This is a genomic window from Marinicrinis lubricantis (assembly GCF_042658665.1).
Taxonomy (GTDB): domain Bacteria; phylum Bacillota; class Bacilli; order Paenibacillales; family KCTC-33676; genus Marinicrinis; species Marinicrinis lubricantis.
Genome location: NZ_JBHSQV010000154.1, coordinates 1 through 13538 on the forward strand (window position 1 = coordinate 1; position 13538 = coordinate 13538).

Consider the following 13538-nt stretch of genomic DNA (forward strand, 5'->3'; position numbering starts at 1 on the left):
ACAGAAACAGTAGCAAGAAGAAGTAAACCAGTTTAACTGGTAAGTGAAAGCGACAAATTACACTGAGCCTGAACAATTTTATTGTCAGGCTAGCGTCTTTAGGCGCAGTTTGGCAACAGGGGGTTATCCCCCCAGAGCAAACCACCCGTTGGACGGGTGGTTATGATTTTTGAGAAATTTGCTATGATGAGAGAGTAGAGCATGCGAGGGAGGTTATCCGTTTGAAAAAGAGCATTTTGGTTGTGGACGACGATGATAAAATTACATCTCTCCTGAAAAGGAGCTTGACCTTCGAGGGATTTTCAGTACAGACGGCATCGAACGGGATGGAAGGGCTGCAAAGCATGCTGGAGAGAGAACCGGATCTCTTGATTTTAGATGTGATGATGCCGCAATTGGACGGCTGGGAAGTATGTGCGAGGCTTCGCGAGTCAGGAAGCGAAGTGCCGATTTTAATGCTGACGGCAAAGGATGCCATTGAGGAGCGGGTCAAAGGACTGGATATGGGTGCCGATGATTATTTGGTAAAGCCATTTGCCCTGGAGGAACTGCTCGCTCGGGTAAGGGCATTATTGCGGAGAAAAAGCGGTGATTCCGATGAAGATGCGCGCAAGCTGGCCTATGCGGATCTTACGATGAATCTCGACTCTCGAGAGGTGTTTCGCGGAGGGCATTCCATCGAGCTGACAGCCAAGGAATTTGAATTGCTGCATCTGTTCATGCAAAATCCGAACCGTGTGTTAACCCGAGATACGATTATGGAACGAATCTGGGGTTATGATTACAGCGGTGAATCCAACGTACTCGAAGTATATATTAATCTCTTACGACATAAAACGGAGGAGTCTGGCGGCAGCAGGATTATACAGACCGTAAGAGGAGCCGGTTATGTGTTGAGAGGAGAGAAATAGCATGTCTATTCGCCTAAGACTCACCTTATGGTACACTGCGATATTGGCGATTATCGTGATCCTCTTCGGCGGAGTAATGTACGTTGTGATGCAGGATCGGCTGTATGCTTCGGTCAAGGAAGATTTACAGGAAAAATCGGAGGAAGTCGTAAACACGTGGATTCGCTACAATCAAATTACGAAAGCATCGATCAACACGTTCGAATCGTATTTTTTTCAGTTGGTCGATGCGGATACGCGGATCATTACACAATCCGAAAATTTGAACAGTTATGCGATTCCCGTCAGTCCACGTGACTTAAAAAAATCGCAAAATCCGCCTTACTTTAAAAAACAGAAGCTTGAAAACGGCGTCACTTTATTAGTTTATTATGCCCCCGTTGTCGCACAAGGGAAGGAATTGGTCGTCTATATGATGACGGCTAAGGTGATCAATGAGATCGAAAGATACTTAGCAGATTTTCGATTGATCTATTCCTTCTCAGCTACCGTGCTCGTCGCCCTTGCCGCATCGCTGGGCTTGTTTATGGCGCGCAAAGCGCTAAAGCCGATTGATCATGTGATTACAGCAGCAGAGCAAATCGAACGGGCAGATGATCTTAGCCATAGAATATTGTACGACGGCCCGAAGGATGAGATTGGAAGACTGATCGAAAAGATTAACGGGATGCTGGATCGAATTCAGTTGGCGTATGACGATTTGAGTGAAGCCTACCGCGCGCAAAGAAGGTTCGTCTCCGACGCATCACATGAGCTGCGCACACCGCTGACTACCATACGTGGAAATATTGAATTGATTATGAAAATGCGCGCCTGCTTGAAGGACAAAACCGATCTGGAATCAGAAGATTACGAGCATATGACGGAGGAAGCCGTGCAGGATGTTCTGTCGGAAACGGAACGTATGAGCAGACTCGTGAACGATATGCTGTCACTCGCCAGGGCTGATGCGGGGTATGAAATGCGGATGGAAGAGACAGCCGTGCGACCGCTGGTTGAAGAAGTTGTGCGGAGAGCAGAATTTTTGCCCCGTCAGTCGGAATGGATCACCGGAGATTTATCGGCGTTAGACGGCCAAGTGGTCTATGGCAATAAAGATTATTTGCAGCAGCTGCTGTTTATTTTTATAGACAATGCCTTTAAGTACACACCGGAAGGCACTGTTCGTCTTGACGCCTTGCAGGGCGAGGGTCAGGTCGGCATTCGTATTCAGGATACAGGCCTGGGCATGGATGAAGAAGAAGTTCCTCATATTTTCGAACGGTTTTACCGAGCAGATGTATCAAGGGGACAGACCTCAGGTACAGGATTGGGCTTGTCGATTGCTAAATGGATTATTGATGAGCATCATGGCTCAATCGAGGTTCACACGTCTAAGGGCCGAGGTACGACTTTCACGATTTGGCTGCCGGTCGCCTTTCTTGTAGAGAACCCATAAGTTATAATGAATAAGATGCTGCAGTAAAAATACTTAGGAGGTGAGGGGATGGAAGTCGTTAAAATTACGCCCCGCGGATATTGTTACGGGGTCGTCGATGCGATGGTGCTTGCGATGCAAACGGCTAAAAATTTGTCGCTGCCCCGGCCTATATATATTATTGGAATGATCGTTCATAATCGGCATGTAACGGAAGCCTTTGAACAAGAAGGCGTGATTACGCTGGATGGTGAAAACCGGCTTGATATATTAGATCAGGTAGAGAAAGGCACCGTGATCTTCACTGCGCACGGCGTATCCCCAGAGGTGCGTAAAAAGGCGCGAGAGAAAGGGCTGACGGTTGTAGATGCAACCTGTCCGGATGTGACGAAGACGCACGATCTGATTCGGGAGAAGACGGCGGAAGGATACGAAATTATTTATATCGGGAAGAAAGGGCATCCAGAGCCTGAAGGTGCAGTCGGCATCTGTCCGGAGCACGTTCACTTGATCGAAAAGGAAGAAGAAATCGAACGTTTGTCGATTCCGGAAGGCAAGATTGTCATCACGAATCAAACGACGATGAGCCAATGGGATATTCGCCACATCATCAGCCGTTTGATAGAGAAATTTCCGAAAGCCGAAATCCACAATGAAATCTGCCTGGCCACACAAGTGCGTCAAGAGGCTGTAGCAGAACAGGCGAAGAACGTCGATCTGGTTATCGTCGTGGGTGATCCGAGATCGAACAATTCCAATCGTTTGGCTCAAGTATCCGAGGAAATTGCCGGTGTGAAAGCTTACCGAGTTGCAGACGTGTCCGAAATTAATCAAGAGTGGCTGAAGCCCGTTCGCAAGGTGGGAGTCACATCAGGGGCTTCTACCCCGACACCGATTACAAAAGAAGTCATCGAATATTTAGAGAAGTACGACTTAGATCAACCTGAAACATGGGAAATGAAAAGAACAGTCAATATGAGCCGTCTCCTGCCAAGAGTGAAGGAAAAAACGGCGTCAAAAGAAGCGAAATAGGCGGTTTTATTGCCTTTTCGCTTTTTCTTCTTCTTGACGGTCTGAAGAAAATGGGATATAGTTACTTTAACGGATAAAAGCTTAAAAGCGTATAAGCGGTAAAGTAGTGCTTTAGGCTTTTTCAAAATGGACAGGAGAGTGCAGAGCATGATTGCAATTATTTCGAATTTGGTCAAAGAGGAACGTTTGCAGGAAATTGTTCAGCATATTGAAAAACAAGGAGTTCAGGCTCATGTATCGCGTGGTACGGACAGAACGGTCATCGGCATTATCGGTAAATTCGATCCCACTCTTGCGGAGCAGCTTCGCTCGATGAAGGATATTGAGAATGTCATTAAGATTTCGAAGTCTTACAAGCTGGCCAGCCGTGACTTCCATCCGGATAATACGATCATTAAAGTAAAAGATGTAGAAATTGGTGGGGAACAAATTGTCGTGATGGGAGGACCCTGCGCGGTAGAAACTCCTCAGCAAATCGACGAGATTGCACGCTTGGTGAAAGCGGCAGGAGGTCAAATCCTGCGCGGCGGGGCATTTAAACCGAGAACCGGCCCATACAGCTTCCAAGGAACGGGCGTAGAAGGCTTGGAAATGATGGCGGAAGCAGGCAAGAAGCACGGACTGCTGACGATTACAGAGGTGATGACGCCCGAGTATGTAGATGTGTGCGCCGAATACGCGGACATTCTTCAAGTCGGCACGCGCAATATGCAAAACTTCGATCTGCTTCGCAAGCTCGGTACGACCGATCGACCTGTATTGCTTAAGCGTGGATTCAGCGCGACTTATGACGAATTGTTGAATGCGGCAGAATACATCTTGGCAGGCGGAAACCCGAATGTCATGCTATGCGAGCGGGGGATTCGCACGTTCGAAACTTACACACGCAACACGCTGGATTTAACAGCGATCCCAGTGCTTCAGCAATTAAGCCATCTTCCAGTCATCGCCGATCCAAGCCATGGTACAGGACGAAGAGAGCTCGTGGAAACGATGTCCAAGGCATCGATCGCTGCGGGTGCAGACGGCTTGATTATTGAGATGCATACCGATCCAGACAACTCGATGACGGGAGACGGGGTGCAGTCGTTGTTCCCTGACCAGTTTGCTAATCTGCTTGTAGATTTGGAGAAACTAGCCAATGTGCTAGGTCGTAAGTTCGATACGGTGAAACAACCGTTAGGATAAACCGCTTGTTTAAGAAGGTAAATTCAGGAGTTAAATGCCCTTTTGTCCGAGTCTTTGGTACTTGGTCAAAAGGGTTTTTGCATTCATCTGCATATTTTTTATACTAATGTAACTAAACCTTACATAATCAAAAAAAATACCTGACATGGATATTGACGGCGGTTTTCGAGCGAATTATAATTACGTCTATAAATACAATAAAAAAGTGGAACGTTCGAGGGTGAATGCCCGCTAAATGTTCGGAAACAGGAGGAATGATCCATGTCAGTTCAAAACGTGCTTCAAACGATTAAAGAGAACAATGTCGAATTCGTAGATTTCCGTTTTGTCGATTTGTCCGGTAAAGCTCATCACATTACATTGCCAGCAGGTGAAGTTGATGAAGATACTTTTGTAAACGGGGTTGCCTTTGACGGATCCTCCATTCCAGGATTCAGAGGAATTGAAGAATCCGATATGGTTATGATGCCGGATACGGAAGCAACTTATATAGATCCTTTCACTTCCCACGTTACGATGATCGTTATGTGTAACATTTTCACGCCAGAAGGCGAACGTTATGAGCGTGACCCGCGTTCGATCGCTCAAAAAGCCGAAGAATATCTGCAAACAACTGGAATCGGTACAGCTGCTTTCTTCGCTCCAGAATCTGAATTCTTCGTGTTTGACGATGTTCGCTACGAAAGCGGACAAAACACTTCCTTCTATTCGGTAGATTCCGAGGAAGCGGCATGGAACACAGGAAGAAAAGAAGAAGGCGGAAACCTTGGCTTCAAAATTCGTCAAAAAGGCGGATATGTTCCCGTAGCTCCTGCAGATACGCAGCAAGATCTTCGCAGTGAAATTTGCAGATTGTTAGAAGAATCCGGTATTCGCGTAGAGCGTCATCATCACGAAGTGGCTACGGCTGGACAAGCGGAAATTAACTTCCGTTTCGATTCCTTGACGAAAACGGCTGACAACCTGATGAAATACAAATATATCGTTCACAACACGGCTAGACAATATGGAAAAGTAGCAACATTCATGCCGAAGCCGCTGTTCGGTGATAACGGAAGCGGCATGCACGTTCATCAAAGTATCTTCGATGGCGACACTCCATTGTTCTATGAAAAAGGCGGATATGCAAACCTGAGCGAAACAGCTCTTTACTACATTGGCGGTATTCTTCGTCACGCGCCAGCTTTAATCGCATTGACGAACCCTAGCTCGAACTCCTTCAAGCGCTTGGTACCTGGCTATGAAGCACCAGTGAATCTGGTATTCTCTAAAGGAAATCGTTCCGCAGCAGTACGTATCCCAGTCGCTGCAGTTACACCGAAAGGCTGCCGGATTGAGTTCAGAACGCCTGACTCCACAGCGAACCCTTACCTAGCGTTTGCCGCTATGCTTCTGGCAGGTCTGGACGGCATTAAGAACAAAATCGATCCTCGTGCACTCGGTTATGGTCCATTGGATAAAAATATCTATGATCTGTCCGATGAAGAGAAGAAAGAAATTCGCAGCGTACCAGCGAGCCTTGAGGAAGCATTGGATGCACTTGAAGCAGATTGCGACTTCTTGCTGCAGGGTGACGTATTCACGAAAGAATTCATCGATAACTACTTGGCATTCAAACGTGCTGAAGCGAAGTCTGTTGCCATTCGTGTACATCCTCACGAATACTCTCTGTACTTCGACTGCTAATCTGTACTCATACGTTTTATTCCTTAAAGAGAGCCGCAAGGCTCTCTTTTTTTAATTCTAACTTCGCTAGTAGCGCGGCAAATATGTATGAGCATCATGAGTTTGCGAAGGTGGTAACAAATTCGACGGCGACACGGGCAGAAAGCGCGCACATTCATTTCAAACGTTCTGGATAGGATGGAATGATGAACAGGAAGAAGACATACTGTACTCCAGATCAATGAGCAGTAATGAAAGGCAAACGCATGGGTGAACATTCCGTGCATTTTGTCTTTAAATGTTCGTATTTAACGAAACTTCATTCTTGATTGGACAGACGATTCCTGCTATCATTACGTTAACATGAAAAGAGAAGGTGTGGATGAGAATGAACAAAAGGGCATATAACTTCAATGCCGGTCCAGCGGCGCTCCCGCTCGAGGTCCTGCAGCAAGCGCAAGAACAGTTCGTCGATTTTCAAGGCATCGGTATGTCAATTATGGAAATTTCCCACCGCAGCAAGCAGTATGAGCAGGTTCATCATGAGACACAGGATCTACTGCGTGAACTTATGAACATTCCATCAAACTACAAAATTTTGTTCTTGCAAGGCGGAGCAAGCACCCAGTTCGCAATGATTCCGATGAACCTGGTGAAAAGCGGCCAAATGAGCAGCTACGTCCATACAGGAAGCTGGGCCAATAAAGCTATTAAGGAAGCAAAGCTTTTCGGAGAGGTGCAGATTGCGGCCAGCTCCAAAGAACAGGAATTTAAAGAAATCCCTGACTTGTCCAAGCTCGCCATAAATCCGAAAGCGGCATACTTGCACGTTACTTCGAATGAAACGATTGGCGGCATTCAATACAGCGAATATCCTAACACCGGAGACATCCCGCTTATCGCAGATATGTCCAGTGATATTTTATGCAGACCGGTTGATGTCAGCCGGTTTGGCATGATTTATGCCGGTGCACAGAAAAATCTGGGGCCGTCGGGAGTAACGCTTGTCATCGCCAGAGAAGATTTGGTGCAGCAGTCTCCTGAACACGTACCGACCATGTTCCGCTATGATACCCATGTGGAAAACAACTCTCTGTATAACACACCGCCGGTCTATTCGATCTACATGGTCAACCTCGTATTGAAGTGGATTAAAGGCAAGGGTGGTCTGGCCGAGGTACAGCAGTTTAATACGGAAAAGGCGAGCCTGATCTATGATGCAATAGATTCCAGCAATGGCTTTTATAAAGGTGTCGCGGTACCGAAGGATCGTTCGATCATGAACATTACGTTCACGATGTCCAGTGAGGAGCTTGAGAAGCAATTTATTGCCGAATCTCAGAAAGAAGGCTTCGTGGGACTTAAGGGACATCGCAGCGTGGGCGGCTTAAGAGCTTCTACATACAATGCGGTGCCGTATGAGAGCTGCAAGGCGCTGGCCGACTTTATGATTGATTTCCAAAAACGAAACGGATAATAAAATAAGGGGCGGTTCTATTGCGATCTCTCGCAAGGAACCGCCCCTTTGCTGGCTGGGATTTGCTTTTAGGACGAAGCGTATGACTTATTGGACTCTGGGTCTACCAGCTTGTAACCCACACTGCGAACCGTTAAAATGTATTCAGGATTGCGCGCATTGATTTCAATTTTATCTCGAAGATGACTGATATGAACGTCGACGATGCGAGTATCTCCTAGGAAATGGTAGTCCCAGACTCCGTGCAGCAGTTGCTGTCGACTAAGCACTTTTCCTTGATATTTACATAGAAAGAGCAGCAGATCGAATTGCTTCGGTGTAAGTTCAGCTAACTCACCGCCAACATACACTTCTCTCTCTCTTTGGTGAATAGCAAGATGTCCGATACGAATCGGTTCACTATCTTCCTTGGTGGGAATGGTCTGGATTCTGCGGAATAATGCACGGATTCTAGAGATGAGCTCTTGCGGACTGAAGGGCTTTGTCATGTAATCGTCTGCACCGTTATCGAGACCTGCAATTCGATCTGACAAATCGGCCATTGCGGTGAGCATAATAATGGGGACGAGATTATTTTGTTCACGGAGTGTTTGGCATACTTGAATGCCGTCGATTTTCGGCAGCATGAGATCCAGCACGATTAAATCGGGACGAAATGTTTTTAAGGCTTCAAAGACGGCTTCTCCGTCGTATACACAGTGAACGTCATAACCGGCGAGCTTTAGGTTAAATTCGATCAGCATAGAAATGGAAGGCTCATCGTCAACAATTAATATCTTCTTTTTCATATGCAGATTCTCCTTTGTCATGTTCGGATCGTGTAACTATATCATGGCAAACCAGCGTCACCTGCGTATTAAGCAAAAGTAAACTGAATGTTAAAATCATCATCAAGTTGAAGGAGTTATTCAAAAATGGCTTTTCATATTGTACTCGTCGAACCTGAAATTCCAGCAAACACGGGCAATATCGCACGAACCTGTGCCGCTACCGGAACGCATCTGCATCTGGTTCGCCCTCTGGGCTTTAATACAGATGATAAAACGCTCAAGAGAGCGGGACTCGACTACTGGCATGCGGTGCAGGTCCACTATCATGATTCATTTCAAGAAGTGCAGGCTGCGTATCCTGAAGCCAGGTTCTTCTACGCCACAACGAAGGCTGACAAGTGCTATACGGATTTTCGCTTCCAGGATGGGGATTTTCTCGTGTTCGGAAAGGAAACGAAGGGACTGCCAATGGAATTGCTGGAGGCCAATACAGAGACATGTATGCGGATGCCGATGACAGACAGTGTCCGCTCCTTAAATTTATCCAACTCTGCTGCGATCATTGTATATGAGGCATTAAGGCAGAATGGTTTTCCTGGCATGAAGTGACGGACATAAACCTGCGCCCGCTTGCGAATAGGATGTAGTGTATATCTTTTTACCGAGCCCAGGACCAAATGTCGATTCAACATGATTTATAGACTTTTGGACGGTGGCATTTTGTAGGAATCGTACAAAATCATTGGCGGAATTGAAAAATACGATAATAATAGTTATTTATCATAGATTTTGTAGTATAATAGTGAATTGTGCGAGGTTTCTGTAAACTTGATATATACTACAGTGTAGAGGTGACTAACGATGAAACCAGTGGGCGTTGTAAGAAAAATGGATCAATTAGGACGGATCGTTCTACCTAAATCTCTAAGAAAACGGTATGGCATGAATGAGGGGGATCCTGTAGAAATATTAGTACAAGGGGATCATATTATTTTGGAAAAATACCGTCCGAGATGTTCTTTTTGTACTTCGGTTGAGGACGTTATGGAATATAAGGATCGCTATATTTGCAAATCCTGTATCCAAGAGATGGAACAAATTATCCAGCATTCCTAATAATTTTCATAGTTTTCTACAAATGCAGCATTCCGTCCGTGTTAGGATAGAGTGCTGTTTTTTTATTGGCAATGGCAGCACTGAGCGGGTGCCTGCATCCCGGCGCCCACGCAAAAAAGAACGGACCACTCCGTTCTTCTTCTCGTATGCCGATATGTACGGCGAATGCTTATTCAGCTGGCTTCATTACAAGCCTTTCGTCTGATCCTCATTATACGAGGCGGTAAGAATGGCAGTAATGAATAATGCGATGACGACCATGACGATCCAAAAAGCAGAGCCCATGACTGTACCTCCTGTCCAATTTCGAAAAGGCAGTTTACGTATATTATAACCAAAAAGGATTTGAAAAGAAACCAAAAAAATGGAGGTTATTTGAAAAAGAGAAAATGAGTCGCAAGCGGTCTTAAGTTCCCATCATCCGATGGCGTATTCAGTACTTTACCGTTCCATACGAGTGTGGTAGATCCTCCGCCGTCCAAGTTGTATGCGTCCTTAACACCTAGGCGCGACAAGTAATTCTGCAATTCAGGCAGCGTAGCTCCTGTGCGGCCGTTCTCGTCATTGCCTTCGACAACGACGAACAGCAACCGGTCATGCTTGTAATTCGCGATGACCGTTCGCGCGGCCCTTTTCGGTGATGTCAACCACTTACTGGGGATTTCCTGCTGAATTCCATTTTTCAATAAAATCGGTACGAAGGATGCTCCGAACATCGGCTCCTGCTTGTCCAGCTCCTCCCGTGACTCGAACTTCCCTCCAACGAGCTCCAGTGCTTTATTGATTCCTACGAAAAACAAGTCCTTATATGTTGGAAAGAAGCCTGAAACATATTCTCCGTTTAATACAGTCGTTGACAGCGGGTAACGCTTGCCGTCAGAATCGGCAAATCCACCTGCATTCACTCCGGCAATCGCGCCGTAGCGCTTGACTGCCTGCAGCGTCGTTTCGCTGCCCCCAAATTGATCCTTGCCGAGAACCATCTTCATCGCATCCGCTGACTTCAGGTGTACCTTCATCGCATAGCCTGAATAATTCTTCTCCTTTACGGGGTAAAGCTCTAATTCGATATTGGGGGAAGTAATGACCCCGATGCGCTGTCCCAGCTTTGCTGTAATGCGTTGGTCGTAAATTAGGACAGGCCGATCTTTCTGCGCCGCTGCGGTTGTATATAGATCATTCACAGTGGCTGTAATACGTTCATAGCTTTCAATGGTCTTCTGCATCGATTGACTAATGTTAAGAGCCATCTGCTCCGAGTCTTCCAGTTTGACTGAGATTTCATCGGCTTTCTCCTGCATGGACAATGTCGTGCTTAGGAGCGGTTTTGGATCTGAAGCGGTGAGGAGCAGCTGCGTGTTCATGAGCAAGATCCAAAACAATACGCCTGCAAATGGCGCGGTCGCAAGCAGCATAAAGCGGTTTAGGCGTTTTACGGTCATCATTTGAGCGTATCCAAGTTTTTCTTCAGCTCATCCAGCTGTTTTTTAATTTCATCCAGCTGTGAATACAGCTGAGTGCTGTTATCGGTTTTGCTGCTTGCGTTCTCGTTTGCGAAGGATAATAGCTCATTAAAGGTTTGAACTTTCTCGTTCAATATAGCTAAGTTTTCATCGACATGTGTTTTCACTGCAGCGATTTCGGTCTCCATCTGTTTCGACAACAGCTGAATCTGTTGTTCGTTCTGCTTTGTCAAATCCTCCAGCATCTGCTGCTTTACCCGGTCCGTATACCATTTGGCTCCCCAAAGCCCACCTCCGACGAAGATCATCCAAGCCAAAATGAAGGCGATCAATGCCTTACGGCTCCGTTTGCGGCTGCGGGGCTTGGGAACAGTGGAGGTCTGGTATTCCAGTGCCGTATTCATGTTGTGCTTTCACCTCAATGTTTGCTGATTCCATTATGTTCTGCGAATGTTCTACTATTCTAGCATATCGATCATAGCTGTGTGCAAGGAATTCGTTGGCAGCATGAAGCATGTCCTACATGCTAGGTCTTTGGCATGGAACAATATTCTGAGCAGAAGTTTTCTTATACAAATAAGACGGTGTGAACAAAGAAATAGTTGCTTATTTCAAGCACAGGATTGGAATGTTCAATAACATTTCGAAGAAGATGCATTTCTTTTGCAAGGTTGGAAATGTTAAAAACGACACAGTTTCACATTCCGTCTCATAAAGGAGTCATTCCGATGCAAAAAAGAAAGATGACAACCGGTCTTTACCCGCTGGCGTTCACTGGACCTGCTGTGTTCTTTTTTACGCTTATTGTGGTTATTCCGTTTCTAATGAGTATTTATTATTCTTTTACGAACTGGAACGGAATCGCCGCGGAAGCGGACTGGATTGGCTTTGACAATTTCCGCAAAGTCTTCGCGGAGGATGAAGGATTTCGCAGGTCCTTTTGGGTTACGACCAAGCTGGCCGTCATCTCGGTCATTGTGATTAACGTGATCGCCTTTGGCCTCGCTTTGCTGCTGACGCAGGCATTAAAGCTCCGAGATGTGTTTCGGACGATCTTCTTTATGCCTCAAGTTATTGGCGGATTGCTGCTCGGGTACATATGGTACTTCATTTTTACGAAGACGTTCAGTACCCTTGGCAAAGCGACGGGGATTGGTTTTTTCAACTTGCCTTGGCTAGGCAACGCACAAACTGCCTTTTGGGCAATTATCATTGTCAGCGTTTGGCAGCTGGCCGGCTACATGATGGTCATTTATATCGCTGCGCTGATCAACATTCCTCAAGATTTGGTGGAGGCGGCTTCGATTGATGGAGCGAGCGCATGGCAGCGGCTAAGAAATATCGTTATCCCAATGGTTATGCCCGCAATTACCGTCTGTCTGTTCTTAACCATTTCCATGTCATTTAAAAGCTTTGATATTATTATCGCGCTGACGAAGGGAGGTCCTTTCAAATCGACTGAGGTGATCTCCATCAATATTTATGAGGAAGCGTTCCGGAACAGCAGATTGGGTTACGCGACAGCGAAATCGTTTATTTTCTTCCTTATCGTCGCAGCCGTGACGCTCATACAAGTCACGATCACCAAACGGAGAGAGGTGAAAGCTTAAATGTCCACCAAGACTTACAATGCCCGATTATTGCTGCTCGAGCTCGTCGGTGTATTGCTGGCGATCTTGTTCCTGTTCCCTTTTTATTTCCTGATTGTCAATTCCTTTAAGGAATTTAAGGATATTGTTGCCAATACGGCAAGTTTCCCGGACACGTTTCGTTGGAGCAACTATTCCGACGCATGGACGATCATGAATTATCCAAGGGCGTTCATGAACTCCTTGGTGATTACGGTAATATCCATTATCGGAATCGTGCTCTTTAGCTCGATGTCCTCGTATTGGATGGTACGGCACCCGACGAAACTGAACCAATTGTTGTTTGGTTTATTTGTAGCGGCGATGGTCATCCCGTTCCAGGCGGTAATGATTCCACTCGTGAAGCTGGGCGGTATGATCTCGTGGGGCGATCTAACCATGATGAGCAGCAGATGGGGGATCATTGTTTGTTATTTTGGCTTCGGCATACCTTTATCGGTATTCCTATACCACGGCTATATCAAGTCGGTTCCTTTGGAAATTGAAGAGGCGGCGGTTGTAGATGGCTGCTCGGTATTCGGCGTATTCTGGAAGATTGTATTTCCGCTGCTGAAGCCGATGACCGTCACGGTTATTCTGCTCAACAGCCTATGGATTTGGAATGACTTTTTGCTGCCGCTGCTGTGGATTAATACGCCGGATTTGCGGACCATTCCGCTGTCCACTTATTCCTTCTTCGGGCAATACATGAAAAAATGGGATTTGGCGCTGCCTGCATTAATTATGGGGGCGGCACCAATTATCATTTTCTTCCTGGCACTGCAGAAGCATATTATCGAAGGGATTACAGCCGGATCTGTAAAAGGTTAAGGAACGTGTTCAATTTGATCATGAAACATATAGGAGGAGT

At 46.2% G+C, this 13538-nt stretch carries 13 protein-coding genes; 10 read left to right on the plus strand and 3 right to left on the minus strand.

Features of this window, described 5'->3' with window-relative positions; translation table 11 throughout:
- Positions 1 to 221 precede the first annotated feature (221 nt).
- The 6 genes from ACFPXP_RS12190 (at position 222) to serC (ending at position 7690) form a co-directional block, all read left to right on the plus strand.
- Complete coding sequence (locus ACFPXP_RS12190) at positions 222 to 911, plus strand: response regulator transcription factor (RefSeq protein ID WP_379894503.1); 690 nt, start codon at positions 222 to 224, stop codon at positions 909 to 911.
- Position 912: 1 nt separating this feature from the next.
- On the plus strand, positions 913 to 2349 hold the full coding sequence (locus ACFPXP_RS12195; RefSeq protein WP_379894504.1) for a sensor histidine kinase: 1437 nt from the start codon (positions 913 to 915) through the stop codon (positions 2347 to 2349).
- Between the two features lie 48 nt (positions 2350 to 2397).
- Positions 2398 to 3360 carry a 4-hydroxy-3-methylbut-2-enyl diphosphate reductase gene (locus tag ACFPXP_RS12200; protein WP_379894506.1) on the plus strand — a complete coding sequence of 321 codons (963 nt, stop codon included), beginning with the start codon at positions 2398 to 2400 and terminating at the stop codon, positions 3358 to 3360.
- A 147-nt stretch (positions 3361 to 3507) separates the two neighbouring features.
- A complete protein-coding gene (aroF, locus tag ACFPXP_RS12205) occupies positions 3508 to 4548 on the plus strand; it encodes a 3-deoxy-7-phosphoheptulonate synthase (RefSeq protein WP_379894507.1) in 1041 nt (346 codons plus the stop codon).
- 261 nt (positions 4549 to 4809) lie between these two features.
- A complete protein-coding gene (gene glnA / locus ACFPXP_RS12210; RefSeq protein ID WP_379894509.1) occupies positions 4810 to 6234 on the plus strand; it encodes a type I glutamate--ammonia ligase in 1425 nt (474 codons plus the stop codon).
- Positions 6235 to 6601: 367 nt separating this feature from the next.
- Entirely contained in the window at positions 6602 to 7690 is a 1089-nt protein-coding gene (gene serC / locus ACFPXP_RS12215; RefSeq protein ID WP_379894510.1) for a 3-phosphoserine/phosphohydroxythreonine transaminase, read from the plus strand.
- Between the two features lie 68 nt (positions 7691 to 7758).
- Here the strand turns inward: serC and ACFPXP_RS12220 are convergent, their stop codons facing one another.
- The gene (locus ACFPXP_RS12220; protein WP_379894511.1) at positions 7759 to 8478 is read right to left on the minus strand and encodes a response regulator; all 720 of its coding nucleotides are present in this window, start codon (positions 8476 to 8478) and stop codon (positions 7759 to 7761) included.
- Between the two features lie 126 nt (positions 8479 to 8604).
- Between ACFPXP_RS12220 and trmL the strand changes: the two genes are divergently transcribed.
- Complete coding sequence (gene trmL, locus ACFPXP_RS12225) at positions 8605 to 9069, plus strand: tRNA (uridine(34)/cytosine(34)/5-carboxymethylaminomethyluridine(34)-2'-O)-methyltransferase TrmL (RefSeq protein WP_379894513.1); 465 nt, start codon at positions 8605 to 8607, stop codon at positions 9067 to 9069.
- 252 nt (positions 9070 to 9321) lie between these two features.
- The gene (locus tag ACFPXP_RS12230; protein WP_379894514.1) at positions 9322 to 9576 is read left to right on the plus strand and encodes an AbrB/MazE/SpoVT family DNA-binding domain-containing protein; all 255 of its coding nucleotides are present in this window, start codon (positions 9322 to 9324) and stop codon (positions 9574 to 9576) included.
- A gap of 371 nt (positions 9577 to 9947) precedes the next feature.
- Here the strand turns inward: ACFPXP_RS12230 and ACFPXP_RS12235 are convergent, their stop codons facing one another.
- Together ACFPXP_RS12235 and ACFPXP_RS12240 are read right to left on the minus strand one after the other, a co-directional pair.
- Positions 9948 to 11021, minus strand: a complete 1074-nt coding sequence (locus tag ACFPXP_RS12235; protein WP_379894515.1) for a phosphodiester glycosidase family protein — start codon at positions 11019 to 11021, stop codon at positions 9948 to 9950.
- Positions 11018 to 11443 (minus strand): hypothetical protein, encoded by a 426-nt coding sequence (locus ACFPXP_RS12240; RefSeq protein WP_379894516.1) that lies wholly within the window; start codon positions 11441 to 11443, stop codon positions 11018 to 11020. The genes ACFPXP_RS12235 and ACFPXP_RS12240 overlap by 4 nt, the downstream gene beginning before the upstream one ends.
- Positions 11444 to 11767: 324 nt before the next feature.
- Here ACFPXP_RS12240 and ACFPXP_RS12245 point away from each other — a divergent pair, with 324 nt between their 5' ends.
- Both ACFPXP_RS12245 and ACFPXP_RS12250 read left to right on the plus strand, forming a co-directional pair.
- Positions 11768 to 12649 (plus strand): carbohydrate ABC transporter permease, encoded by an 882-nt coding sequence (locus ACFPXP_RS12245; RefSeq protein WP_379894517.1) that lies wholly within the window; start codon positions 11768 to 11770, stop codon positions 12647 to 12649.
- Positions 12650 to 13498 carry a carbohydrate ABC transporter permease gene (locus ACFPXP_RS12250; RefSeq protein WP_379894518.1) on the plus strand — a complete coding sequence of 283 codons (849 nt, stop codon included), beginning with the start codon at positions 12650 to 12652 and terminating at the stop codon, positions 13496 to 13498.
- The last annotated feature ends 40 nt before the right edge of the window (positions 13499 to 13538 follow it).